The sequence below is a fragment of the Achromobacter sp. genome, from assembly GCF_057314935.1.
Window position 1 is genome coordinate 24,775 of record NZ_DBHKZA010000019.1, and the last position, 23,463, is coordinate 48,237.

Sequence of the window (23,463 nt, forward strand, 5' to 3'; positions counted from 1 at the left end):
TCCCAGTCGTCGCCCAGCCCCGCTTCGCGGATTTCAGCCGCATGCCACAGCATCAGGTTGCGCAGCTGGTAGGGCGGCAGATTGGCCAGGATGGGCTTGGCCGTGGCGCCACGGAACATCGGGAACGGACGGCCGCGCGCATAGCTGGATTCGATCGAGTTGTCCGTCCAGTAGCGGTCCACGCACAGCACCTTGTCGCCGTAGTAGCTGCACAGCATCAGGTTGGCGTGAAGCTCGTCTCCAGTGGCGCGCATCACGTCGCGCGCCGCGCGCATCAGTGGATCGTGCTGGCGCAGGTGCCGGTCCAGTTCGATGATGCGCGACCCCAACACGTAGGCGCCGCCGGCGGTCGGCGCCAAGAGGCCGCTTTCGGTCAGCGATTTCAAATACCGGTAGGCGGTCGCGCGCGAGCACTCCAGATGCGCCATGACATCTTCCTGGAACGCGGCGGTGGTGCCGTCGCGAAAGAGGTCGAGGATGGACAGCATGCGGTCGGGAGTGCTCATTGCTTCTGGGAATGCCTAGTGAATGTGGAAGCCGCCGTTGACGTCGACCACGATGCCGGTTGAGTAGGAGGACAGGTCCGAGGCCAGGAAGAGGATGGCTTGGGCGACGTCGGCGGGTAGGCCGAAACGTTGCAACGGAATGCCCTGTTTGAGTTCTTGTTCCCAATTTTCGCCGAATTTGCCCAGTGTCATGTCGGTTTCGATAATGCCCGGCGCGACGCAGTTGGCGCGCACGCCCCGTGGCCCCAGCTCGCGGGCCAGCGCCTTGGTGAAACTGATGACGCCGCCCTTGGACGCCGCGTAGTGCGATCCGCCTAGCAGCCCGCCGCCGCGCAAGGCGGCGGTGGAGCCCAGGTTGACGATGGCGGGGCGCCGCGAGCTTTCCAGCAAGGCCGGCAACGCGGCATGCGTGACGTTGTAGGTTCCGGTCAGGTTCACGTCGATCATGCGGCGGAATTCGTCTTCCTCCAGGTCCCAGATCCGGGTCGCGGCGACGATGCCCGCATTGTTGACCAGGACATCGACGCCGCCGAGCGCTTGCGCCGCGCGGGCCAGCGCGGCCTCGCAGGACGCGGCTCGCGACACGTCGCAATGCAGGTGCACGCGGCCCTGCGCCAAGGCGGGACTGGCGCTTTCGGGATAGGCCTGGTCCAGCACGGCTACGGTCGCGCCTTGCGCGAGGAACAGTTCGACGACGGCGGCGCCGATGCCACGGGGGTTGGCGCCCCCCGTGACCACGGCGCGCTTGCCGGCCAGAAGGCCAAGCGCGCCCGCCATCACGATTTCACCAGCGCGCAGCCGCCGTCCTTCAGCGGGCGGAAGGCCTGCTCGGCGGGGATCTTGCGCACCAGGTTGTAGTAGTCCCAGTCGCGTTTGGACTCGGACGGCTTCTTCACCTGGAACAGGTACAGGTCGCGCATGACCCGGCCGTCTTCGCGGATGCGACCGTTTTCCGTCATGAAATCATTGATGGGCGTGTCGTGCATTTTCTTCAGCACGGGCTCGGACCCGTCGGTGCCGGCAGCTTTGACGGCGTTCAGGTAATGCATCGTGGCGCTGTAGTTGCTGGCCTGCACCATCGACGGCATGCGGCCAGTGCGCTTGAAATACCGTTCGGACCATTGGCGCGCCTTGTCGTCCTGATCCCAGTAGAAGGGCTCGACCAGGTTCAGGCCCTGGGCATATTCCAGGCCCACGCTACGCACGTCCACGATGCTCATGAAGAGCGCGGCCACGCGCTGCTTGCTGCCCATGATGCCGAACTCGAACGCCTGCTTGATGCTGTTGATGGTGTCGCCGCTGCCGTTGGCCAGGCCGATCACCTGCGCCTTCGAGGCCTGCGCCTGCAACAGGAACGACGAGAAGTCCGAACTGGCGATGGGGTGGCGTACGCTGCCGACGACTTGTCCTCCCTTGGCCTTCACCACCGCCATCGCGTCGCGCTCCAGCGAATGGCCGAACGCGTAGTCGGACGTGATGAAGTACCAGCTCTTGCCGCCGTCCTCCATCACGCCGTTGGCCACGCCGGTGGCGTAGGCGTAGGTGTCGTACGTCCAGTGCATGCCGTTGGGCGAGCAGGCCTTGCCCGTCAGATCGGCCGAGCCGGCGCTGGTGAAGATCACGACGCGCTTCATCTGGCGGGTCAAGTCCTGCACGGCCAGCGCGATGGCCGAGTTGGGCACGTCCAGGATCAGGTCGACCTTGTCGTTTTCGTACCAGCGGCGGGCGATCGACACGCCGATGTCCACCTTGTTCTGGTGGTCGGCGGAAATCACTTCGATGGGCTTGCCCAGCACGGTCCCGCCGAAATCCTCGACGGCCATCTTCACGGCTTCCACGCCGAATTTTCCGGACAGGTCGGCCATCATGCCGGACTGGTCGCCCAGCACGCCGATCTTCACGACATCGTCCGACACCTGCGCCTGGGCGGACAGGGACAGGGTGCCCAGCACGCAGGCGGCAAGGCTGTTCTTGATTCGGGTCTTCATGGGGTTGTCTCCTCGGGGGCTTGGTTCTTTGCGCGCCGTCCTGTGCCGGGCGGTCGCGCGGGGTATTCGGCGGTCTGGCCTATTCCAGCGTCTGGCCGGCGTAGGCGTCGATGAACAGGTTGGGTTTCAGGAAAAAGCTCAGCACCAGCGCGCCGTTGGGCGCGCGCGCCACGTGCTGGTTGCCGCGCGGACGCCAGACGTAATCGCCCGCGCACACTTCGCCTTCGGCATCCACGATGGATCCCTCCAGCACGAAGGTCTGCTCGACCTCCACATGTTCATGCAGCGGTAGTTCGGTGCCGGGCTGCCAGCGGAAGAGGGCGGTGAGCAGGCCGGACTCCTTGTCCTGCATCAGCACCTTCATCTCGATGCCTTCCACCTGGGTGGGTTTCCAGGGCAGGTCGGCGACTTTCAGGAAGCGCGAAGCCAGCGGCGGCAGCGCATTGGCTGCCGGGCAGCCGGGGGTTTCGAGGACCATGGTTGTCTCCTAGCCGTAACTCGTTATTGAAGATAAAGTAAAAATCTTGTTATTGAGTGTTTAAAAATAGTCGCGTATATTGAGATTGATGTCAACTTTGTTTTTGCATCGACGAAGCAAAGGCGGCACAGGCCGGACCCAGAGATCCGGTGCATATAAAACAAGGAGACAAGCTTGAAACACGACTATCTGGACCAGACATTTGGTCTGGCGGGGCGCGTCGCGCTGGTGACGGGGGCGGCCAGGGGGTTGGGCTACGCCATTGCGCGGGGCCTGGGGATGGCCGGCGCGCAGGTCGTCGTCAACGACCTGTCGGTTGAGGCCTGCGAGGCCGCTTGCGCGCGGCTGGCGGGAGATGGCATCCAGGCCCGCGGCGCACCTTTTGACGTGGCGGACGGCGCGGCGGTGGCCGCTGCCGTCGCCCAATTGGAGGCCGAGGGGTTGGCCATCGACGTGCTGGTCAGCAATGCCGGCAACCAGAACCGCAAACCCGTGGTGGAAATGACGCCCGCCGAGTGGCAGGCGCTGCAGAACGTGCACGTCAACGGCGCGTTCCATTGCGCCCGCGCCGTCCTGCCCGGCATGGGCAAGCGCGGCTTTGGCCGCATCATCCTGATGTCGTCGGTGGCGGGGCAGGCGACCATGCCGAACATCGCCGCCTATGCGACCGCCAAGGGCGCCATCGCGGCGTTCACGCGGGCGCTGGCGGTGGAATACGGCGCCAGCGGCGTGACCTGCAACGCGCTTGCGCCGGGTTTCGTCCGCACGGATTTCACGCAAGGGCTGCAGGACAATCCGCAATTCCAGTCGTTCCTGTCGTCCGCCGTGCCGACCGGGCGCTGGGCTGCGCCGGAAGACATTGCGCCTGCCGTGGTCTATCTGGCGTCGCCCGGGGCCTCGTTCGTCAACGGGCACGTCCTGGCGATCGACGGCGGCCTGTTGGCCCGCATGTAGGAGCGCCCCCATGAGCACCCAAGCGGTTCTGTCCGCCCAGGGGCTGGTCAAGCGGTTCGGCGGCTTCAATGCCGTCGACGGCGTGACACTCGCCCTGCAAGAAGGCTCCATCCACGCATTGATCGGTCCCAACGGGGCCGGCAAGACCACCTGCTTCAACCTGCTGACCAAATTCCTGGCGCCGGACGCGGGCGTCATCCACTACCGTGGCCGCGACATCACCTCTCTCGCGCCCGAGCAGATCGCGCGGCTGGGTATCGTCCGCTCGTTCCAGATCTCTGCCGTGTTCCTAGGGTTGACCGTGTTGCAGAACATGCGCGTGGCATTGATGCGCCAGCATGGCGACGGCCTGCGCTTCTGGCGCAGTCGGCGCAGCGTCGACCGCCTGAACGGCCGCGCGATGGAGCTGCTGGACGCGGTCGGCCTGGCGCCGCTGGCGGACACCACCGCCGCGTCGCTGCCTTACGGCCGCAAGCGGGCGCTGGAGATCGCCATGACCCTGGCGCTGGAACCCGAGATCATGCTGCTGGACGAGCCCATGGCGGGGCTGGGCCAGGAAGACGTCGCCCGCATCGCCGCGCTGATCCGGCGCGTGTCGGTGAACCGAAGCATCCTCATGGTCGAGCACAACCTGTCGGTGGTGGCCGACCTGTCCGACACCATCACCGTGCTCGCGCGCGGCGCGGTGCTGGCGCAGGGCGATTACGCGGCCGTCTCCCGCGACGAGCGGGTCATCACCGCCTATATGGGCTCCGACGAGGAGGCGCACTGAGATGCTGGCGATCAAAGACCTCAACGCCTGGTATGGCGAATCGCACGTGCTGCACGGCGTGGACATCGACGTGAACCGGGGCGAACTCGTCACCATCCTGGGCCGCAACGGCGCGGGCAAGACGACGACCCTGCGCGCCATCATGGGCATCCTGGACAAGCGGCGCGGTTCGATCCGCCTGAACGGTCAGGAAACGGTGGGCATGGCGCCGCACCGCATCCCGCGCCTGGGCGTGGTGTATTGCCCGGAGGAGCGCGCGGTGTTCCGCAGCCTGAACGTGACCGAAAACCTGATGCTGCCGCCGCGCCTGGCCGCTGGCGGCATGTCGCTGGACGAGATCTACACGCTGTTCCCCAATCTGCGCGAACGCAGCGCCAGTTCGGGCGGCAACCTGTCGGGCGGTGAACAGCAGATGCTGGCGATTGCGCGCATCCTGCGCACGGGCGCCCAACTGATCCTGCTGGACGAACCCACCGAAGGGCTGGCGCCCGTCATCGTGCAGCAGATCGGGCAAGCCATCCGCACCTTGAAGGAACGGGGCTTCACCATCGTGCTGGTCGAGCAGAACTTCCGCTTCGCGACCAAGGTGGCCGACCGCCACTACGTCATGGAGCATGGCTGCGTGGTCGACCGGCTGTCGGCGGATGAGGCGCGCCGCGATCCCGCCCGGATCGCGCGCCGCCTGGGCGTCTGAGAGGAGAATGCCTGTGTTCGAAATTTTCGGAGTGCCGTCCACGGCGCTGTTCGGCCAGCTGCTGCTCGGCCTGATCAACGGTTCTTTCTACGCCTTGCTCTCGATCGGCCTGGCGGTGATTTTCGGTCTGTTGAACATCATCAACTTCGCCCATGGCGCGCAGTACACGGCGGGCGCGTTCCTGGCCTGGATGCTGCTGAACTACCTGGGCGTGAACTACTGGGCGGCGCTTGTGCTGGTGCCGCTCATCATGGCGGTGTTCGCCATCGTGACGGAGCGCCTGCTGATCTCGCGCACCTACCGCATGGACCACCTGTACGGGCTGCTGCTTACCTTCGGCATCGCGCTGCTGATCGAGGGCGGCCTGCGCCAGGCCTATGGCGTGTCGGGGCTGCCTTACACCATCCCCAAGGCACTGACGGGCGGCGTAAACCTGGGTTTCATGTTCCTGCCCTGGTACCGCGGCTGGGCCGTGGCGGTGTCGCTCGTGCTGTGCCTGGCCGTGTGGGTGCTGATCGAGAAGACGCGGGTGGGCGCGATGCTGCGCGCCGCGACGGAAAACCCAACGATCGTGCGCTCGTTCGGCATCAACGTGCCGCTGCTGATCACGCTGACCTATGCGCTGGGCGTGGCGCTGGCGTCGGTGGCGGGCGTGATCGCGGCGCCCATCTACCAGGTCAGCCCGATGATGGGATCGAATCTGGTGGTGGTCGTGTTCGCGGTGGTGGTCATCGGGGGCATGGGCTCCATCATGGGCGCCATCGTCAGCGGCTTTGGCCTGGGCATCATCGAAGGCCTGACCAAGGTCTTCTATCCCGAGGCCGCCAACCTGGCGATCTTCATCATCATGGTGCTGGTGCTGCTGTGCAAGCCCGCGGGGCTGTTCGGCAGACCCCTGCAGGTGCAGAACGTGCTGGCCGCGGAAGCGACGCGCCAGCCCGTGCAACTGAGCCGGCGCGCGATGCGCGTGTCGATGGCGGCGCTGGCGGTGGTGGCGTTGATCGCGCCCTGGTTCGTGTATCCCACCTTCCTGATGAAGGTGCTGTGCTTCGCGCTGTTCGCGGCGGCCTTCAACCTGCTGGTCGGCTATGTGGGCCTGCTGTCGTTCGGCCATGCAGCGTTCTTCGGCGCGGCGGCCTACGCCACCGGCATCGTCATGAAGCTGTTCGGCGCCACACCGGAACTGGGCTTGCTGGCCGGCGTGGTGACGGGCGGCCTGCTGGGCTTGCTGTTCGGCGCCATCGCGATCCGGCGGCAGGGCATCTACTTCGCGATGATCACCTTGGCGCTGTCGCAACTGGTCTACTTCATCGCGGTGCAAGCGGGGTTCACCGGCGGCGAGGACGGGCTGCAAAGCGTGCCGCGCGGCAAGCTGTTCGGCGTGTTCGACCTGGAAAACGTGATGCCGATGTACTACTTCACGCTGGCCGTGTTCGCGCTGGGCTACGCCTTCGTCCTGCGCGTGCTGAATTCGCCGTTCGGCGAAGTCATCCGCTCGGTGCGCGACAACGAACAGCGCGCCCGCTCGCTGGGGTATTCCACGTCGCGCTACAAGCTGATCGCGTTCACGTTGTCGGCCTCCGTGGCGGGGCTGGCGGGCGGGCTGAAGGTGCTGGTGTTCGGCGTGGCGTCGCTCACCGACGTGCACTGGCATGCCAACGGCGAGGTCGTGCTGATGGCGCTGCTGGGTGGCATCGGTACGGTATTCGGGCCGCTGGCGGGGGCACTGACGTTCGTGTCGCTGCAGAACTACCTGGCGCCGCTGGGATCCTGGGTGCTGATCGTCCAGGGCGCAATCTTTGTCTTGTGCGTGCTGCTGTTGCGAGACGGCATCATGGGATTGGTGTCGCGCGCCTGGCTGGCCGCGACCCGCGTGAAAAAGGAGTCCTGATGTTCCTGCATGTCGTGATGTTGCAACTGTCGGCCGCGGCCGATGCGGATTTCCATGGACGGGTCCAGGCGTACTGCGACCGGATCCTGGCGGAATGCGACGGGGTGTCGGGGTACGCCTTCCGGCCCAATCAAGCGGGGCGGTCTGACGGCCTGACCCACGCGGTCGTGGCCGCCTTTGCCGATGGTGCCGCGCATGACCGCTACCAGGTGTCCCCGGCGCACCAGGAGATGAAGGCCTACATGGCGGATTTCATCGAACGCCTGGTCGTTTTCGATGGGGAAATCCCTACGTTTTCCTGAATGCGCAAGGGCCGCGCCTTGCGTCCGGGAAAGCGATAAACTCGCGGATGATTTTTGATATCCGGGCCGCTCCAGGATAAAACTGCCCGCCTCACGTATTTGTCATAGGTTGATCGCTCATGGACTACGTACTACCTCCCCAGCCGCCCGTCGCGGTTCCCGTTGCCGGCAGCGCCGCGCTGTTCCCGGTCCGCCGCGTGTATTGCGTCGGCCGCAATTACGCCGAGCACGCCAAGGAAATGGGTTTCACCGGCCGCGAAGACCCGTTCTTCTTCTGCAAGCCGGCCGATGCCGTGCTGAGCGTGGCCGACGGCGAAACCGGCAAGATGGCCTATCCGCCCAAGACCTCCAACCTGCACTACGAGATGGAACTGGTCGTGGTGCTGGGCAAGGGCGGTCGCGATATCCCGGTCGAACAAGCCAATGAATGCGTGTGGGGCTATGCGCTGGGCCTGGACATGACCCGCCGCGACCTGCAAGGCGAAATGAAGAAGCAGGGCCGCCCCTGGGAAATCGGCAAGGCGTTCGACGAGTCCGCCCCGATGGGCCCGATCCACCCGCGCAGCGTCGTGGGCACGTTGGACAAGGGCGCGATCTGGCTGGACGTGAACGGCCAGCGCAAGCAGTCCAGCGACATTTCGCAGATGCTGTGGAACATCCCCGAAAGCATCTCGTACCTGTCGGGCCTGTTCGAACTGCAGCCGGGCGACATCATCTTCACCGGCACCCCGGAAGGCGTGGGCGCGGTCGTGCAAGGCGATGTGATCACCGGCGGCGTGGAAGGCCTGGGCGAACTGCGCGTGCAGATCGCCTGATTCCGGTAGCGCCTCTTTCTATTGTTCAGGAGTTCCAGCATGCGCGGCAAGATCGTGCTGACCGCCTTTGTCGTGTTCGGATTCGTGCTCGCCGGTTGCAATACCGTCGCGGGCATGGGCCGCGACATGTCCCGGGCCGGCAACGCCATCACCAACGCTGCCGACAAGTAATCGTCGGCGCCGTTGCCACGGCAAAAAAAAGCCCCTTGATGACTCAAGGGGCTTTTTTCATGCTGGTAGCGCGGATGCCTTACAGCACATCCCCCGCGTAGTCGGCCAGGCGGGAACGTTCGCCGCGCTGCAGCGTGACGTGCCCCGAATGCGGCCAGCCCTTGAAGCGGTCGACGACGAACGTCAGGCCCGAACTGCCTTCAGTCAGATACGGCGTATCGATCTGGGCGACGTTGCCCAGGCAGATCACCTTGGTGCCGGGGCCCGCGCGGGTCACCAGCGTCTTCATCTGCTTGGGCGTCAGGTTCTGCGCTTCGTCGATGATCAGGTACTTGTTCAGGAACGTGCGGCCGCGCATGAAGTTCAGGGACTTGACCTTGATGCGCGAACGGATCAGGTCCATGGTGGCGGCGCGCCCCCAGTCCCCGTTGCCCTCGCCATCGCCCATGTTGAGCACATCCAGGTTGTCTTCCAGCGCGCCCATCCACGGCAGCATCTTCTCTTCTTCCGTGCCGGGCAGGAAACCGATGTCTTCACCGACGGGCACCGTGACGCGGGTCATGATGATTTCGGTGTAGCGCTTGGTTTCGAGCACCTGCGTGATGCCTGCCGCCAACGCCAGCAGCGTCTTGCCCGTGCCCGCCTGACCCAGCAGCGACACGAAGTCGCATTCCGGGTTCATCAGCAGGTTCATGGCGAAGTTCTGTTCGCGGTTGCGCGCCGTGATGCCCCAGACGTTGTTCTTGCCGTGGGTGTAGTCGCGCAGGGTGGCCAGCACCGCCATCTTGCCGCTGACTTCGCGCACTTGCGCATACAGCGGCATCTGGCCTTCGAAGTAGACGAACTGGTTGACGACGAACTGCGAACACAGCGGACCGTGGATGCGGTAGAAGGTGGTGCCGCCTTGCTGCCAGGATTCGACGTCCTTGCCGTGCTTGTTCCAGAAGTCTTCGGGCAACTGCATCACGCCCGAATACATCAGGTCCGAGTCTTCCAGGACGTGGTCGTTGAAGTAGTCCTCGGCTGCCATGCCCAGCGCGCGCGCCTTCAGGCGCATGTTGATGTCTTTGGACACCAGCACGACTTCGCGCTGCGGGTACTTTTCCTGCAAGGCCCGGACGACGCCCAGGATCTGGTTGTCGGCCTTGCCCATCGGCAGGTCGGAGGGCAGGGTGCTGTGGATGGCGGTCGTCTGGAACAAGAGGCGCCCGGTGGCGTCCTTGTTGCCCAGCTTGGCCAGCTCCAGCCCTTCGTCCAGCTGGGTGGTGTCCTGCACCAGCGCATCCAGCGAACGGCTGACCTGGCGCGCGTTGCGCGCCACTTCGGACATGCCCTTCTTCTGGTGGTCCAGTTCTTCCAGCGTCATCATCGGCAGGAAGATGTCGTGCTCTTCGAACCGGAACAGCGAGCTGGGATCGTGCAGCAGCACGTTGGTGTCCAGCACGAACAGCTTGCGCGGCTCGTTCTGGGCGCGCGGCTTGGCGCGCTTTGCGGCCGTCTGGGCGGGTTTGGCCGCACGCGCTTCCGTGCGGGCGGGGGGGGCGGCAGGAGGTGGAGGCGGCACCTGGCGGGTCGGCGCCGGAATCTGCGCCTTGCGTGCCGGAGACGCCATGCCGTCGAGTTCAGGCTGGACGAGCAGCTCGTCCTCGTCGTCGTCGGCAAGTACGGCTTGGGTGTTGGACCGCGCAGCGGCAGTCTTGGTGGTGCGGGCCTGCGCCCGGGCGGTTTCGCCCGAGGGGAAGGTCAGGATGGCTGCGGGGCGGGTGGGCAACTTCGGAAGCGGCATATGCGTCACTCTCCAGTGTGGGCCGGCTATAGCGCCTGACGGGTGTTCCTGTACGGCTAACCGATGCTTTTTGCGGCCTGCAGGACTTCCTTGGCGTGGCCCGGGACCTTCACCCCGCGCCACTCCTGCACCAGCACGCCATAGGCATCGATCAAAAAGGTGCTGCGCTCAATGCCTCGCACCTGCTTGCCATACATATTCTTCTGCTTGATGACGCCGAACAGGTTGCACACGGTTTCGTCGGCGTCGGAGATGAGGGGGAAAGGAAGTTCGTACTTGGCCTTGAAGTTCTCGTGCGATTTCAGCGAATCGCGCGAGATGCCGATGACCACCGCGCTGGCTGCCAGGAATTCGGCGTTCAGGTCGCGGAAATCCTGGCTTTCGGTCGTGCAGCCAGGGGTGTTGTCCTTGGGGTAGAAGTACAAAATGACGGCGCGGCCCTGGCATTGTTCAAGGCTGATCGGACCAATGGTGCTTTCAGCGGTGAACTGCGGGGCGGGCTTGCCGATACTGGGCGTCATTTCTGGGATTCTCCGTTGGGAGGGATGAGGGCGACCACGACGCGGCGGCCCTCAGCCATCAGGATGTTGTAGGTGCGGGAGGCGGCGTGCGTGTCCATGATCTCGACGCCGATGCCCATGGCCAACAGGGGACGCAACACTTCGGGACGCAGGAATTGCTGGCGGGCGCCCGTGCCGACCAGCAGCACCTCGGGCGCATTGGCCGGGCGGCTGGGGGCGGCTTCCGGTTCGTCCAGGAAAGCCATGGGGTCGCGGACGGGCTCGGTCAAGCCGGCCGCCTGGTGCAACAGGGGGGAGGTAATGTCGGCCGGCGACTCAACGGGCCATTCGGTCACTTCGCCTTCGGGGCCAAAGGCGACCGAGGAGGAAAAACGTACCTGGTTGACCTCGATATAACCCTCACCGTAAGCGGTGACGGTGTTCAGAGCGGCCGTCGCAGGATCGGTATGCAGCTTCAATAAAAACTCCGGCTTTGTGGCTTGATAATAGCGCATCAGGATGTACAGATGTTGCCCAGTGTCCACTCGGGAAATGGGGGTTTTTCCGCCCCATTTGCCGCCTAGGCGCGCTTGCGCTAGATTACAGGGTTTTGCTGCGCTGCAAACGTGTGCCGGCGCGGCGCAGAGCCCTCCTTTCGCCTTCGCGCGGCCGCGCCCCGGTTGTTGCCTTTCGCCCCCTTAAGGATTCCCATCATGAGGAAATTCTCCCGCATCGAGCGTCTGCCCCCGTATGTTTTCAACATCACCGGCGAACTCAAGATGGCGGCGCGTCGGCGGGGCGAAGACATCATCGACATGTCGATGGGCAATCCGGACGGCGCGACCCCCAAGCACATCGTCGAGAAGATGGTGGAGGCAACCTCGCGCCCCACGACCCATGGCTACTCGGTGTCCAAGGGCATCCCGCGCCTGCGCAAGGCCATCTGCGACTGGTACCAGCGTCGCTACGCGGTGGAGTTCGACCCGGATTCCGAAGCCATCGTCACCATCGGTTCCAAAGAAGGCCTGGCCCACCTGATGCTGGCCACGCTGGACCGCGGCGACACGGTGCTGGTGCCCAACCCCAGCTACCCGATCCATATCTATGGCGCGGTCATCGCCGGCGCCAACATCCGGTCGGTGCGCATGACGCCCGGCGTGGACTTCTTCGAGGAACTGGAACGCGCGGTGCGCGAGTCCATCCCGAAGCCTAAAATGATGGTGCTGGGTTTTCCCAGCAACCCGACCGCCCAGTGCGTGGACCTGTCGTTCTTCGAACGCGTGGTGACGCTGGCCAAGGAGCACGACATCCTCGTCGTGCACGATCTGGCCTACGCCGACATCACCTTCGACGGCTACGTGGCGCCTTCCATCATGCAAGTGCCCGGCGCGCGCGATGTCGCCGTCGAGTTCTTCACGATGAGCAAAAGCTACAACATGGCAGGCTGGCGCATCGGCTACATGGTCGGCAACCGCGAATTGGTCAACGCGCTCGCGCGCATCAAGAGCTATCACGACTACGGCACGTTCACGCCGATCCAGGTGGCGTCCATCGCCGCGCTGGACGGCCCGCAGGACTGCGTGAATGAAATCGTGGCCCAGTACCAAAGCCGCCGCGACGTGCTCGTGCGCGGTCTGCACGAAGCAGGTTGGAATGTGGAGATTCCCAAGGCGTCCATGTATATCTGGGCGCAGATCCCCGAGCCCTACAGGGCGATGGGCTCTTTGGAATTTGCCAAGCGTGTCCTGTCGGATGCGAAAGTGGCCGTATCCCCCGGGATCGGCTTCGGCGAGTATGGCGACGACTACGTACGCTTCGCTCTTATCGAAAATGAGCAACGCACCCGGCAGGCGGTGCGAGGCATCAAAGAGATGTTCCGCAAGGACGGATTGCTGAAACCATGAGAACCCAACCCCGCTGCGCTGCGTGCGTCCCCTTCGAGGGGACATGCGCGCAGACCGGCGGAGCCGGATCCACGGCATTCCGTTCGTGCGGCAACCGTTTTTTTGCGTCGCGGGTGCCGCACGGCATCGCACAGCAATATGGAGAACTGAAATGAATTCCCCTCAACGCCCGCCCGCAGATGGCGGCGCGATGAACCCCATGAAGGTGGGCCTGCTCGGACTTGGCGTAGTCGGTGGCGGCACGTGGACCGTGCTGTCGCGCAACGCCGAGGAAATCGCGCGCCGCGCCGGACGCCGCATCGAAGTCACCCGTGCCGCCGTGCGCGACGTGGTCAAGGCACGCGCCCGCGTGGGCGACTCGATCCTGGTCGACACCGACGTGCATGCACTCGTGCGCGATCCTGAAATCGACATCGTCGTTGAACTCATTGGCGGCGACACGCTGGCGCTGGAACTGGTGATGGAGGCCATCGCCAACGGCAAGCACGTCGTCACCGCGAACAAGGCGCTGCTGGCCAAGCACGGCAACGAGATCTTCGCCGCCGCCTACGAGCGCGGCGTGATGGTCACGTTCGAAGCCGCGGTCGCCGGCGGGATCCCCATCATCAAGGCGATTCGCGAAGGCCTGACCGCCAACCGGATCCAGTGGGTGGCGGGCATCATCAACGGCACCACCAACTTCATCCTGTCGGAAATGCGTTCGCGCGGCCTGCCGTTCGCCGACGTGCTGGCCGAGGCCCAACGCCTGGGCTACGCTGAAGCCGACCCCACGTTCGACGTGGAAGGCGTGGACGCCGCGCACAAGCTGACCTTGCTGGCTTCGCTGGCCTTCGGCGTGCCGGTGCAGTTCGACCGCGCCTACATCGAAGGCATTTCGCAGCTGGCCGCCGAAGACATCGAACACGCCGAACGCCTGGGCTACCGCATCAAGCTGCTGGGCATCACCAAGCGCCGGCCCGACGGCATCGAACTGCGCGTGCATCCGGCGCTGGTGCCGTCCGAACGCCTCCTGGCCAATGTCGAAGGCGCAATGAACGCGGTGCTGGTCAAGGGCGACGCCGTCGGTCCCACGCTGTACTACGGCCAGGGCGCAGGCGAAGAGCCCACCGCGTCGGCCGTCGTGGCCGATCTGGTTGACGTCACCCGCCTGCATACCGCCGATCCGGGCAACCGCGTTCCGCACCTGGCTTTCCAGCCGGATGCCATGTCCGACACGCCGATCCTGCCGATCGAACTGGTCAGCACGTCGTACTACCTGCGCTTGCGGGTGGACGATCAGCCCGGCGTGCTGGCCGACATCGCCCGCATCCTGGCCGATCGCTCCATCTCGATCGGGTCGATGATCCAGCAGCCGTCGCACATCGGCGGCGCCGACATCATCTTCCTGACGCATGAAGCCGTGGAAGGCAACGTCAACCAAGCCATCGAGCGCATCGAGTCCTTGCCGTTCGTCCGGTCCAAGGTCACGCGATTGCGCGTGGAGAACTTGACATGAAATACATCTCGACTCGTGGCGGCATGGACGCCCTGGGGTTCTCCGACATCCTGCTGGAAGGCCTGGCGCCTGACGGCGGGCTGGCCATGCCGGAGCAACTGCCCCAGGTGTCCGAGCAAACGCTTGAATCCTGGCGCGGCCTGTCCTACGCGGACCTGGCCTTCGAAGTGCTGTCGCTGTTCGCCACCGACATCCCGGCGGACGACCTGCGCCGCCTGACCCGCGCCGCCTACACCCAAGAAATCTTCAACAGCGAAGACATCGTCCCGCTGCGTCCGCTGGACGGCGGCCTGTCGCTGCTGGGTCTGTCTGAAGGGCCGACGCTGGCCTTCAAGGACATGGCCATGCAGTTCCTGGGGCAGGTCTTCGAGTACGTGCTGGCCAAGCGCGGCACCACGTTGAACATCGTGGGCGCAACCTCCGGCGACACCGGTTCGGCGGCCGAGTACGCGCTGCGCGGCAAGCAGGGCGTGGCGGTCTTCATGCTGTCGCCGCATGGCCGCATGAGCGCCTTCCAGCGCGCGCAGATGTATTCGCTGCAAGACGAGAACATCCACAACATCGCCGTGCGCGGCGTGTTCGATGAAGCCCAGGACATCGTCAAGGCCCTGGCCGGCGACCTGGCGTTCAAGACGAAGTACCGCCTGGGCGCCGTGAACTCCATCAACTGGGCGCGCATCGCCGCCCAGGTGGTGTATTACTTCCACGGCTGGCTGCGCGCCACCGACAAGCCGGGCCAACAGGTGTCGTTCGCCGTGCCGTCGGGCAACTTCGGCAACATCCTGTCGGGCCATATCGCGCGCAGCATGGGCTTGCCGGTGCGCCGCCTGGTGCTCGCCACGAACGAGAACAACGTGCTGGAAGAATTCTTCCGTACGGGCATCTACCGTCCGCGTCCAGCTGAACAGACCTACGCCACGTCCAGCCCCTCGATGGACATTTCGCGCGCGTCCAACTTCGAACGCTTCGTGTTCGAGCTGGTGGGCCGCGATCCGGCCCGTGTGAAGGCCTTGTGGGCGTCGCTGGCCAAGGACGGCTCGTTCGACCTGTCCGACCTGAAGCCGCAGTTCGAATCGCGTTATGGCTTCGTGTCGGGCGCCAGCTCGCATGAAGACCGCCTGGCCACCATCCGCTCCGTCTACGAAGAGACCGGCGTACTCATCGACCCGCATACGGCCGATGGCGTGAAGGTCGCGCGCGAATTCCTCGAACCGGGCGTGCCGATGCTGGTCCTGGAAACCGCCTTGCCGGCGAAATTCTCCGAAACCATCGAAGAGGCGCTGGGCCGTCCCGCCACGCCTCCGGGCAACCTCGCCAATCTGGAATCGCTGCCGCAACGCGTGGAAGTCATGGATTGCAGCGAAGCCGCCGTGCGCCGTTTCATCGAGGCGAACGCCAAGGTGTAACCGCTTGCGGTTTCTGTAAGCGCAAAACCCCTCGCAGGCCTGTCTGCGAGGGGTTTTTTTACGATGTGGGATGTCGGTATTACGTTCTTATGCATTTTGACCACAACCCGACACGGATTCGGGGCCAGGTTGCCGATACAGTGTATTCACCTAATCACACTTGGAGAACACGCCCATGAACCTGAAGACCATGACGTTGGCCCTGGTGGTGACCGGAGTTGGGGTGCTGGCCGGATGCTCGTCGCCCTCGGTCATTCAGAATCGTGACGGAAGCTCGACCGTGACGCCCGACACGCCGACGTACGATAAGAAGTCCGGCATGTACGAATACGACAAGGACGGCAAGAAAGTCCAGGTCAACAAGGACGACGTGAAGTCGATCGAAGAGGTCAAGTGATCGCTGCTTCGCATCTCGCGCAATGAAAAAAGCCCCTTGAGAAATCAAGGGGCTTTTGCTTTGCGGGGAAGCGTTACTTCGCCGCTTCTTCCGCGTGGTAACGGCCCACGCGGTCGACTTCGTTCTTCGATCCCAGGATCACGCTGACGCGCTGGTGCAGCGTGTCGGGCTGGATTTCCATGATGCGCTGGGCGCCGTTGATCGACGCGCCGCCGGCCTGTTCGATGAGGAAGCTCATGGGGTTGGCTTCATACATCAGGCGCAGTTTGCCGGCCTTGCCCGGTTCGCGGGCATCCCAGGGGTACATGAAGATGCCGCCACGGGTCAGGATGCGATGCACGTCCGCCACCATCGAGGCGATCCAGCGCATGTTGTAGTCCTTGCCCAGCGGGCCGGTGGAACCGGCCAGGCAGTCGTCGACGTAGCGCTTGACCGGGGGAGCCCAGTGGCGCATGTTCGACATGTTGATCGCGAATTCCTTGGTGTCTTCCGGCACCTGGATGTTGTCGTGCGTCAGCACCCACGAACCCATTTCGCGGTCCAGCGTAAAGCCCACCACGCCCTGGCCGATCGTCAGCACCAGCATGGTCTGCGGCCCGTAGACGGCATAGCCGGCCACGACCTGCTTGTCGCCCGGCTGCAGGAAATCCTGCTCGCAGACGGGGGCGCCCGACACGTTGTGGGGGGCGTGCAGCACCGAGAAGATCGTGCCGATGGACACGTTCACGTCGATGTTCGACGAGCCGTCCAGGGGATCGAACAGCAGCAGGTATTCGCCCTTGGGGTAGCGGTTCGGAATCAGGTGGATGGTTTCCATCTCTTCCGAGGCCATGGCCGCCAGGTGGCCGCCCCATTCGTTGGCTTCCAGCAGGATCTCGTTGGACAGCACGTCCAGCTTCTTCTGCACTTCGCCCTGGACGTTCTCGCTTTCCAGGCTGCCCAGGACACCGCCCAAGGCGCCCTTGCTGACGGCATGGCTGATGGCCTTGCAGGCGCGCGCGACCACTTCGATGAGCAGTCGCACTTCCGGCGCAAGGGCTTGGGCGGAGCGCTGTTGCTCCACCAGGTACTGAGTCAGAGTTTTACGTTTCAAAAAGGTCTCCCTATGCTGCGAATTCTAAAGCCTTGGATACGATTTCCTGCACGTTGCGCGACAGGCCTTCGTGGGCGCGCACGCGTTGCAGGGCGGCCTGCATGGGCGTGCGCAGGGCCGGCACGAAGCGCGACCAGTTGTCCAGCGCGCGCGCCAGACGCGCCGCGATTTCCGGATTCAGCGCATCAAGCGCCAGCACTTGCTCGGCCCAGAAGGCGTAGCCCGTGCCATCCGGGTGGTGCATGCCGCGCGCATTGTTCAGGCAGAACTGGAAAATCAGGGCGCGCGCCCGGTTCGGGGTGCGCAAGGTGAACGCCGGATGCGTCATCAGCTCGCGCGCGGTCTGCACCGTCGTGGAGCGCGCGGCAGCCTGCAAAGCGAACCACTTGTCCACCACCAGCGGGTTGTCGCGCCACTTGTCGTAGAACGCGGCCAGCGCTTCCTGCGGGAAATCGCCCTGGCCGTAATTGATCAGGGCGGACAGCGCGGCCATGCTGTCGGTCATGTTGCCGGCGCGTTCGTACTGCTGTTCGGCCAGGCGCTGGGCATCATGCTCGCCCGCGGCCAGCAGATGGCTCAGCGCCAGGTTCTTCAGCGCGCGCATGCCGGCCGGCACCGGGGCCGGGCTGTACTCGCCCGGCGTCTGGTTCTGCTCGAAGGCCTGGCGGAATTCGGCGGCAAGCTGGCGGCCGAGTTCGGCGCGCAGGAAGTCACGCGCCACGGCCAGGGCGGGCGGATCCACGGCCTGCATGCGCTCGGCCAGGGTCTTTTCCGAGGGCAGCGCCAGCGCGCGGGCACGGTAGGCGGCGTCGAGCGCCGGGTCGGTCAACTGGGCCCGCCATGCGTCGATGAAGGCGGCGTCCGCGTGCAGCGTGCGGCCCGCCTGGCGGGCTTCGGCCAGCGCCAGGATCTGGCGCGTGGCCAGTTCCTGGCCGGCTTCCCAGCGGGCGAACGGGTTGCCGTCGTGCGCGGACAGCAGGGCCAGTTCTTCGTCGGTCCAGTCGTAGTCCACGATGACAGGGGCCGAGAAATCGCGCAGCAGCGAAGGCACGGGCCGCTCGGCGATGTCGTCGAACACCCATTGCTGGCTTTGCGTGGTCAGTTCCAGCAATGCCGTGTCGCGGGTAGCGCCGTCGTGCCGCAAGGGCAGGGGGCTGCCGTCGCGGCTCAGCAGGCCGATGGCGAACGGGATATGGTAGGGCGCCTTGACGTAGTCGGCGCCGGCCTTCTTTTCGACCCCTACCGGCTGGCAGTCCTGGGTCAGCGTGACCGTGCAACGGCGCGTGGCGGCATCGTGCTCCAGCTTGACGGCAACGCGCGGCGTGCCTGCCTGGCGATACCAGCGGCGGAACACGGACAGGTCGCGGCCCGGGTGCTGGCGCACATAGACCGATTCCATGGCGGCGACGAAGTCATCGCAGGTGACGGCCTGGCCGTCGTGGCGGCGGAAGTATTCGTCCATGCCGGCGCGGAAACCGTCTTCGCCCAGCAAGGTGTGCTGCATGCGGATGACCTCAGCGCCTTTCTCATACACGGTGGCCGTGTAGAAATTGCCGATTTCCTGGTAGCTTTCCGGACGGATCGGGTGGGCCATCGGGCCTGCGTCTTCCGGAAACTGGGCGGCGCGCAGCGCCACTACGTCATCGATGCGCTTGACCGCGCGGGCGCTGGCGGCCGCCGTCTCGTCCATGCCGTGCGCCATCATGTCGGCGCTGAATTTCTGGTCGCGAAAGACCGTCAGGCCTTCTTTCAGGCTCAGTTGGAACCAGTCGCGGCACGTCACGCGGTTGCCGGTCCAGTTGTGGAAATACTCGTGCCCGATGACGGACTCGATGCCTTCATAGTTGGCGTCCGTGGCGGTGTCGGCGTCGGCCAGCACGTAGGCGGCGTTGAAGATGTTCAGGCCCTTGTTCTCCATCGCGCCCATGTTGAAGTCATGGACGGCCACGATCATGAAGCGGTCCAGATCCAGCTCCAGGCCGAAGCGGGTTTCATCCCAGCGCAGCGCGCGCACCAGCGAATCCAGCGCCCATTCCGTCTTGGTTTCCGACCCCGGGTCGCTGTAGACCTGCAGCAGCACATCGCGGCCGCTGGCTGTCTTGACGGTGGTTTCGCGGTGCGTCAGGTTGCCGGCCACCAATGCGAACAGATAGCAGGGCTTGGGGAACGGGTCTTCCCATTCGACCTCGTTGCGGCCATCAGGCAACTGGCGCGACGCCATCAGGTTGCCGTTGGACAGCAGCACCGGGTACTGGGGCGCCGCGCGCAGCGTCACGCGATAGCGGGACATGACGTCGGGGCGGTCGGCGAACCAGGTGATGCGGCGAAAGCCTTCGGCTTCGCACTGCGTGAAGAAATTCCCGCCCGATACGTACAGGCCCATCAGGGTGGAATTGGCGGACGGCTTGCAGCGGCTGACGATCTCGACGGTGGCGTCGGCCGGCAGGCCGTAGATCGCCAGGCTGTGTTCCGACAGGTGATAGCCGTCCGCGGCCAGCGGCGCTCCGTTGACGCCTACCGACACGAGTTCCAGGTCTTCTCCATCCAGGATCAAGGCGGCGTCGGCGCTGGCGCCGGATTTGCGCTGCACGTGCATGGTGCAGCGCACTTCGGTGGCGTCGGGCGCCAGATCGAAGGCCAGGGCGACTTCAGGAATGTCGTATGGGTAGGGCTGGTAATCCTTGCGATAAACGGTAATGGGCGTGTCGGTGCGCATGGAGTGGCAGTCCTGGTTGAGCAAGGGTTCTATTGTAGTAGCTGGCGGCGAAGGCAGTCCGGCGCTTGCGGGCTAGGGCAAACTTTTTGCCGTAGGCCCTGTCAAAGCTCAGTATGATGGCGCCGTCGCGCGCTAGAGGAGTCGCAAAATGTCCAGAGTGTCCATGTTCAGTGTAGGCCGTTGGGCCGGGTTATTGGCCGTCGCGGGGGCGCTGGCATTGACCGGATGCGCGGCGCCTTCCGTGTCGGCCCGGGTGACGTCATTCCAGCAGTGGCCGACCGGCGTCGAGGGTCAAAGTTATCAGTTTGTCGTGGCCGATCCCAATCAGGCCAATAATCTGGAATATCAGTCCTACCAGGACATGGTGCGCGCCGGCATCGGGGCGACCGGCCTGGTCGAGGCCCAACCGGGAACCAAGGGCCGCTTCGACGTCTCGTTCACCTACGGCACGAGCCAGACGCAGATCATGGTGCGGCGCCCGTATGACCCATACTTCTATGGCGGTTACGGTTATGGCGGCTACTACGGCCCCCGTCCATGGGGACCTGGCTATGGTTACTGGGGGCCCGACTGGGTCGATGTGCCCATGGCTGTCCAGCGCAATACGCTCAGCTTGAAGATCCGCGATACGCAGCGCAATGGGGCGGAGGTATATCGGTCCACCGCCTTCATACTGAGCCAGGGCGATGATTTCGTGCGCACGATGCCCTATCTGGTCCGTGCAATATTTGACAATTTTCCCGGAAATAATGGGGCCGAACGCGAAATCGAATTCCCGCTACGCTAAGTCCACACCGCCTTTGCGGCGGGTCCCTTAAATAAAATCGGCGCACCAGATTGGTGCGCCGATTTATTTCTTACTGCCGGATAGGTTTTATTCTTTGATAAGAAAACTGTCGCGTGTAGCGCCGCCGGCTTCTTCCGCGGCGAGCCAGCGCGGGGCTTTGCCGCGGCCGCTCCAGGTTTCACCGGTTTGGGGGTGGCGATACTTCGGAGCCACGGCGCGCTTGGCGGCGGTGGCGGGGCGCCCAGCCGCGCCAGCCTTGCGTCGGCCGCCGGCGGGTGCGCGCACGGGCTTGCCTGCGCCATAGGCGGCGACGATCTCTTCGGGCGTGATGTCGTATTCGCGCATGGACGTGATGATGGAGGTGATCACGGGCTTGCGGCGCTTCGTTTGTAGGACTTCCGCCTTCTTTTGAAGCTTGTTGATTTCCTTTTCGATCTTTGCTTGCAGTGCTGCGTATGTTTCTCGGGCCATGGTTTATTCCTGATTATGGAACTGCTTTAATCGCCGGCGAAGTTATGTTTATTTGTTGTGCTTCGCATAATACAGAATTTGCGGCTTGACTTCCCTATTTTCGGACTAATTACTTTGTATCAAAAGGGCCGGAGAACCTTTGGGCTTGCGGTTGTCCGCAAGGAACAAGTATTGGGAAGGATATTCTCAAATTTGGGACAACTTGAAACAAATGCCGCTTTGGTTCGCTGGGCGGACGAATGGCTGCCGTTAGCCCCAACTTGGAGGGAATTTGTTTCATATACCGGGCAGATCGCGCCGCATCCGCGGCAGGGCGGGGACGAATTTCAGGCTGCGCCGCGGATTTAAACCCGATAGTTTGCCAGCGGGTTTCAATGGCTCGATCTGATGGCAAATCCATCCCTCGGCAGCGGTTTTGGCCCGTCGTCATGCATTTTGGCATTCCTGTTCCGTGAGAATGATATGGGCCTGAAACGAAACCGAGCGCGTGCTCGGGTGGCATTTTGTTCGCGCTTGTATGACGAGTTCCCCGCATTTGCCATCCTTGTACGCCAAGGCGTCCGGGCGCGCATGCCGGGGCATCCGAACCTGACAAAACTGTTATGTGACGGAACAATGCCGCGTCGCAATTGCTTAACTTGATACTTAATATTGCGCCCCCATTTGATTCAGACGCGGATAATGGCCGCCCATTTTGCCGCCTGGACCAGACCCGGCCCCAACGCCTCTTTTGGCGCGGGGCGGGACGCCGGCCCCTGGTCGGCGTTACGATACGGTCTTGAGCGTCAACGCAAGCGCGCGCGACCGTGCCGCGCCGGCGCCCCCTGAATAGAGCCTATGAAAATCATTGATCCCGCTATTGCATCCCTTGCCACCGCCAAATCGCTGCTGCTGGACCCCTGGGGCCTGACGGAAGCGGACATGGCGCGCGCGTTGGGTGAAATCTTCACCCATAAGGTCGATTACGCCGATCTGTACTTCCAGTACACGCGCAGCGAGGGGTGGAGCCTGGAAGAGGGCATCGTCAAGACCGGCAGCTTCTCGATCAGCCAGGGCGTGGGTGTGCGCGCCGTCAGCGGCGAGAAAACCGCTTTCGCTTATTCCGACTCCCTGTCGGCAGACGCCTTGCTGTCGTCGGCCCATGCCGTGCGCGGCATTGCGCGCCGCGGTGCGGGCAAGGTCAAGGTGGCCGCGCAGGTCGAGGCCGAGATGGGCCGCAGCCTGTATGCGGACATTGACCCCGTGGCGACGTTGAGCGCCCCCGAAAAGGTCGCGCTGCTCGAGCGCATCGAACGCATGGCGCGTGCGCGCGATCCCCATGTCATCCAGGTGATGGCAGGGCTGGGCGCCGAATACGACGTGGTGCTGGTCGCCGGCAGCGATGGCCGCCTGGCCGCCGACGTGCGTCCGCTGGTGCGCCTGTCGCTGACCGTGATCGCCGAACGCAACGGCCGCCGCGAAATGGGCCATGCCGGCGGCGGCGGACGCCTGGGCCTGGCGTATTTCACCGACGAAATGCTGCAAAGCTACGTCGAACGCGCCGTGCATGAAGCCATGGTGAACCTGGAGGCGCGTCCTGCGCCGGCGGGCGAGATGACGGTGGTGCTGGGTTCGGGCTGGCCGGGCATCTTGCTGCATGAAGCCGTGGGCCACGGCCTGGAAGGCGACTTCAACCGCAAGGGCTCCAGCGTGTTCTCGGGCCGCATCGGCGAACGCGTCGCCTCCAAGGGTGTGACCGTGGTGGACGACGGCACGCTGCCGGACCGCCGCGGCTCGCTGAACATCGACGATGAAGGCAATGCCACCCAGCGCAACGTGCTGATCGAAGACGGCATCTTGCGCGGCTACATGCAAGACACGCTGAACGCGCGCCTGATGAAGACGGCCGCCACCGGCAACGGCCGTCGCGAGTCCTTCGCGCACCTGCCCATGCCGCGCATGACCAATACCTACATGCTGGCCGGCGACAAGCCGGCCGAGGAAATCGTGTCGTCCGTCAAGCGCGGGCTGTTCGCGGTGAACTTCGGCGGTGGCCAGGTCGACATCACCAGCGGCAAGTTCGTGTTCTCGGCTTCCGAGGCCTACATGATCGAAGACGGCAAGGTGACGTACCCGGTCAAGGGCGCCACGCTGATCGGCAATGGCCCCGACGCCATGACCCGCGTCACGATGATCGGCAACGACCTGCAGCTGGATTCCGGCGTGGGCACCTGCGGCAAGGACGGCCAGAGCGTGCCGGTGGGCGTGGGCATGCCGACCGTGCGCATGGAAGGCCTGACCGTCGGGGGCACGGCGTAAGCGTGATGCCAGGCCGTCGCGTCCCCTAAAAACGATGTG

General features: G+C 64.4%; 23 protein-coding genes. 13 read left to right on the forward strand and 10 right to left on the reverse strand.

What is annotated here, in order from left to right; all coding sequences use genetic code 11:
* The 4 genes from ACO6D5_RS09465 to ACO6D5_RS09480 form a co-directional block, all read right to left on the reverse strand.
* On the reverse strand, nucleotides 1-506 hold a 506-nt coding region (locus tag ACO6D5_RS09465), incomplete at its 3' end, for an IclR family transcriptional regulator (RefSeq protein ID WP_485825223.1).
* A gap of 15 nt (nucleotides 507-521) precedes the next feature.
* A complete protein-coding gene (locus ACO6D5_RS09470; RefSeq protein WP_485825224.1) occupies nucleotides 522-1,283 on the reverse strand; it encodes an SDR family oxidoreductase in 762 nt (253 codons plus the stop codon).
* A complete protein-coding gene (locus ACO6D5_RS09475; protein ID WP_454676388.1) occupies nucleotides 1,283-2,494 on the reverse strand; it encodes an ABC transporter substrate-binding protein in 1,212 nt (403 codons plus the stop codon). Before ACO6D5_RS09475 ends, ACO6D5_RS09470 begins: the two co-directional genes overlap by 1 nt.
* Before the next feature lie 79 nt (nucleotides 2,495-2,573).
* Complete coding sequence (locus ACO6D5_RS09480; RefSeq protein ID WP_485825225.1) at nucleotides 2,574-2,972, reverse strand: cupin domain-containing protein; 399 nt, start codon at nucleotides 2,970-2,972, stop codon at nucleotides 2,574-2,576.
* Between the two features lie 174 nt (nucleotides 2,973-3,146).
* On the opposite strand from ACO6D5_RS09480, the gene ACO6D5_RS09485 reads away from it, so the two are divergent.
* The 7 genes from ACO6D5_RS09485 (at nucleotide 3,147) to ACO6D5_RS09515 (ending at nucleotide 8,571) form a co-directional block, all read left to right on the forward strand.
* Nucleotides 3,147-3,926, forward strand: a complete 780-nt coding sequence (locus tag ACO6D5_RS09485; protein ID WP_485825226.1) for an SDR family NAD(P)-dependent oxidoreductase — start codon at nucleotides 3,147-3,149, stop codon at nucleotides 3,924-3,926.
* A 10-nt stretch (nucleotides 3,927-3,936) separates the two neighbouring features.
* A complete protein-coding gene (locus ACO6D5_RS09490; RefSeq protein WP_315844564.1) occupies nucleotides 3,937-4,698 on the forward strand; it encodes an ABC transporter ATP-binding protein in 762 nt (253 codons plus the stop codon).
* 1 nt (nucleotide 4,699) lies between these two features.
* A complete protein-coding gene (locus tag ACO6D5_RS09495; RefSeq protein ID WP_006224998.1) occupies nucleotides 4,700-5,392 on the forward strand; it encodes an ABC transporter ATP-binding protein in 693 nt (230 codons plus the stop codon).
* A gap of 13 nt (nucleotides 5,393-5,405) precedes the next feature.
* Complete coding sequence (locus ACO6D5_RS09500; RefSeq protein WP_485825227.1) at nucleotides 5,406-7,283, forward strand: ABC transporter permease; 1,878 nt, start codon at nucleotides 5,406-5,408, stop codon at nucleotides 7,281-7,283.
* Nucleotides 7,283-7,585, forward strand: coding sequence for a Dabb family protein (locus tag ACO6D5_RS09505; RefSeq protein WP_315844566.1), 303 nt, complete (start codon nucleotides 7,283-7,285; stop codon nucleotides 7,583-7,585). The genes ACO6D5_RS09500 and ACO6D5_RS09505 overlap by 1 nt, the downstream gene beginning before the upstream one ends.
* Nucleotides 7,586-7,704: 119 nt before the next feature.
* Complete coding sequence (locus ACO6D5_RS09510; RefSeq protein ID WP_315844567.1) at nucleotides 7,705-8,400, forward strand: fumarylacetoacetate hydrolase family protein; 696 nt, start codon at nucleotides 7,705-7,707, stop codon at nucleotides 8,398-8,400.
* A gap of 39 nt (nucleotides 8,401-8,439) precedes the next feature.
* The gene (locus tag ACO6D5_RS09515) at nucleotides 8,440-8,571 is read left to right on the forward strand and encodes an entericidin A/B family lipoprotein (protein WP_006218367.1); all 132 of its coding nucleotides are present in this window, start codon (nucleotides 8,440-8,442) and stop codon (nucleotides 8,569-8,571) included.
* 79 nt (nucleotides 8,572-8,650) lie between these two features.
* Here ACO6D5_RS09515 and ACO6D5_RS09520 read toward each other — a convergent pair whose 3' ends face one another.
* The 3 genes from ACO6D5_RS09520 to ACO6D5_RS09530 are packed head-to-tail and all read right to left on the reverse strand — an operon-like array spanning nucleotide 8,651 to nucleotide 11,336.
* Nucleotides 8,651-10,357: a PhoH family protein gene (locus tag ACO6D5_RS09520; RefSeq protein ID WP_315844568.1), complete on the reverse strand. Its 1,707-nt coding sequence runs from the start codon at nucleotides 10,355-10,357 to the stop codon at nucleotides 8,651-8,653.
* A 56-nt stretch (nucleotides 10,358-10,413) separates the two neighbouring features.
* Nucleotides 10,414-10,878, reverse strand: coding sequence for a peroxiredoxin (locus ACO6D5_RS09525; RefSeq protein WP_006224993.1), 465 nt, complete (start codon nucleotides 10,876-10,878; stop codon nucleotides 10,414-10,416).
* Nucleotides 10,875-11,336, reverse strand: a complete 462-nt coding sequence (locus ACO6D5_RS09530; RefSeq protein WP_088590664.1) for an Mth938-like domain-containing protein — start codon at nucleotides 11,334-11,336, stop codon at nucleotides 10,875-10,877. The genes ACO6D5_RS09525 and ACO6D5_RS09530 overlap by 4 nt, the downstream gene beginning before the upstream one ends.
* A 234-nt stretch (nucleotides 11,337-11,570) precedes the next feature.
* Here ACO6D5_RS09530 and alaC point away from each other — a divergent pair, with 234 nt between their 5' ends.
* The 4 genes from alaC to ACO6D5_RS09550 all read left to right on the forward strand — a co-directional run bounded on the left by alaC (nucleotide 11,571) and on the right by ACO6D5_RS09550 (nucleotide 16,059).
* Entirely contained in the window at nucleotides 11,571-12,761 is a 1,191-nt protein-coding gene (alaC, locus tag ACO6D5_RS09535; RefSeq protein WP_485825228.1) for an alanine transaminase, read from the forward strand.
* A 190-nt stretch (nucleotides 12,762-12,951) separates the two neighbouring features.
* Nucleotides 12,952-14,256, forward strand: coding sequence for a homoserine dehydrogenase (locus ACO6D5_RS09540; RefSeq protein WP_315844612.1), 1,305 nt, complete (start codon nucleotides 12,952-12,954; stop codon nucleotides 14,254-14,256).
* Nucleotides 14,253-15,662, forward strand: a complete 1,410-nt coding sequence (gene thrC / locus ACO6D5_RS09545; protein ID WP_315844570.1) for a threonine synthase — start codon at nucleotides 14,253-14,255, stop codon at nucleotides 15,660-15,662. Before ACO6D5_RS09540 ends, thrC begins: the two co-directional genes overlap by 4 nt.
* A gap of 175 nt (nucleotides 15,663-15,837) precedes the next feature.
* A complete protein-coding gene (locus ACO6D5_RS09550) occupies nucleotides 15,838-16,059 on the forward strand; it encodes a YgdI/YgdR family lipoprotein (RefSeq protein WP_315844571.1) in 222 nt (73 codons plus the stop codon).
* Nucleotides 16,060-16,132: 73 nt separating this feature from the next.
* Here the strand turns inward: ACO6D5_RS09550 and ACO6D5_RS09555 are convergent, their stop codons facing one another.
* Together ACO6D5_RS09555 and pepN are read right to left on the reverse strand one after the other, a co-directional pair.
* Nucleotides 16,133-17,152, reverse strand: coding sequence for a class 1 fructose-bisphosphatase (locus ACO6D5_RS09555; RefSeq protein WP_315139507.1), 1,020 nt, complete (start codon nucleotides 17,150-17,152; stop codon nucleotides 16,133-16,135).
* Between the two features lie 10 nt (nucleotides 17,153-17,162).
* Entirely contained in the window at nucleotides 17,163-19,868 is a 2,706-nt protein-coding gene (gene pepN, locus ACO6D5_RS09560) for an aminopeptidase N (RefSeq protein WP_485825229.1), read from the reverse strand.
* A 163-nt stretch (nucleotides 19,869-20,031) separates the two neighbouring features.
* Here pepN and ACO6D5_RS09565 point away from each other — a divergent pair, with 163 nt between their 5' ends.
* Complete coding sequence (locus ACO6D5_RS09565; RefSeq protein WP_485825245.1) at nucleotides 20,032-20,655, forward strand: DUF4136 domain-containing protein; 624 nt, start codon at nucleotides 20,032-20,034, stop codon at nucleotides 20,653-20,655.
* A gap of 87 nt (nucleotides 20,656-20,742) precedes the next feature.
* On the opposite strand, the gene ACO6D5_RS09570 is transcribed toward ACO6D5_RS09565, so the two are convergent.
* On the reverse strand, nucleotides 20,743-21,126 hold the full coding sequence (locus tag ACO6D5_RS09570) for an H-NS family nucleoid-associated regulatory protein (protein ID WP_315844575.1): 384 nt from the start codon (nucleotides 21,124-21,126) through the stop codon (nucleotides 20,743-20,745).
* 837 nt (nucleotides 21,127-21,963) lie between these two features.
* Here ACO6D5_RS09570 and tldD point away from each other — a divergent pair.
* On the forward strand, nucleotides 21,964-23,424 hold the full coding sequence (tldD, locus tag ACO6D5_RS09575; protein ID WP_485825230.1) for a metalloprotease TldD: 1,461 nt from the start codon (nucleotides 21,964-21,966) through the stop codon (nucleotides 23,422-23,424).
* The last annotated feature ends 39 nt before the right edge of the window (nucleotides 23,425-23,463 follow it).

Excerpts from the sequence above, each read along its gene's own strand:
- ACO6D5_RS09475 (WP_454676388.1), bottom strand. The coding sequence starts at position 2,494 with ATGAAGACCCGAATCAAGAACAGCCTTGCCGCCTGCGTGCTGGGCACC.
- ACO6D5_RS09495 (WP_006224998.1), top strand. The coding sequence starts at position 4,700 with ATGCTGGCGATCAAAGACCTCAACGCCTGGTATGGCGAATCGCACGTG.
- ACO6D5_RS09480 (WP_485825225.1), bottom strand. The coding sequence starts at position 2,972 with ATGGTCCTCGAAACCCCCGGCTGCCCGGCAGCCAATGCGCTGCCGCCG.
- ACO6D5_RS09490 (WP_315844564.1), top strand. The coding sequence starts at position 3,937 with ATGAGCACCCAAGCGGTTCTGTCCGCCCAGGGGCTGGTCAAGCGGTTC.
- ACO6D5_RS09515 (WP_006218367.1), top strand. The coding sequence starts at position 8,440 with ATGCGCGGCAAGATCGTGCTGACCGCCTTTGTCGTGTTCGGATTCGTG.
- ACO6D5_RS09525 (WP_006224993.1), bottom strand. The coding sequence starts at position 10,878 with ATGACGCCCAGTATCGGCAAGCCCGCCCCGCAGTTCACCGCTGAAAGC.
- ACO6D5_RS09520 (WP_315844568.1), bottom strand. The coding sequence starts at position 10,357 with ATGCCGCTTCCGAAGTTGCCCACCCGCCCCGCAGCCATCCTGACCTTC.
- ACO6D5_RS09565 (WP_485825245.1), top strand. The coding sequence starts at position 20,032 with ATGTTCAGTGTAGGCCGTTGGGCCGGGTTATTGGCCGTCGCGGGGGCG.
- ACO6D5_RS09540 (WP_315844612.1), top strand. The coding sequence starts at position 12,952 with ATGAACCCCATGAAGGTGGGCCTGCTCGGACTTGGCGTAGTCGGTGGC.
- alaC (WP_485825228.1), top strand. The coding sequence starts at position 11,571 with ATGAGGAAATTCTCCCGCATCGAGCGTCTGCCCCCGTATGTTTTCAAC.
- ACO6D5_RS09570 (WP_315844575.1), bottom strand. The coding sequence starts at position 21,126 with ATGGCCCGAGAAACATACGCAGCACTGCAAGCAAAGATCGAAAAGGAA.
- ACO6D5_RS09550 (WP_315844571.1), top strand. The coding sequence starts at position 15,838 with ATGAACCTGAAGACCATGACGTTGGCCCTGGTGGTGACCGGAGTTGGG.
- ACO6D5_RS09505 (WP_315844566.1), top strand. The coding sequence starts at position 7,283 with ATGTTCCTGCATGTCGTGATGTTGCAACTGTCGGCCGCGGCCGATGCG.
- pepN (WP_485825229.1), bottom strand. The coding sequence starts at position 19,868 with ATGCGCACCGACACGCCCATTACCGTTTATCGCAAGGATTACCAGCCC.
- tldD (WP_485825230.1), top strand. The coding sequence starts at position 21,964 with ATGAAAATCATTGATCCCGCTATTGCATCCCTTGCCACCGCCAAATCG.
- thrC (WP_315844570.1), top strand. The coding sequence starts at position 14,253 with ATGAAATACATCTCGACTCGTGGCGGCATGGACGCCCTGGGGTTCTCC.
- ACO6D5_RS09510 (WP_315844567.1), top strand. The coding sequence starts at position 7,705 with ATGGACTACGTACTACCTCCCCAGCCGCCCGTCGCGGTTCCCGTTGCC.
- ACO6D5_RS09470 (WP_485825224.1), bottom strand. The coding sequence starts at position 1,283 with ATGGCGGGCGCGCTTGGCCTTCTGGCCGGCAAGCGCGCCGTGGTCACG.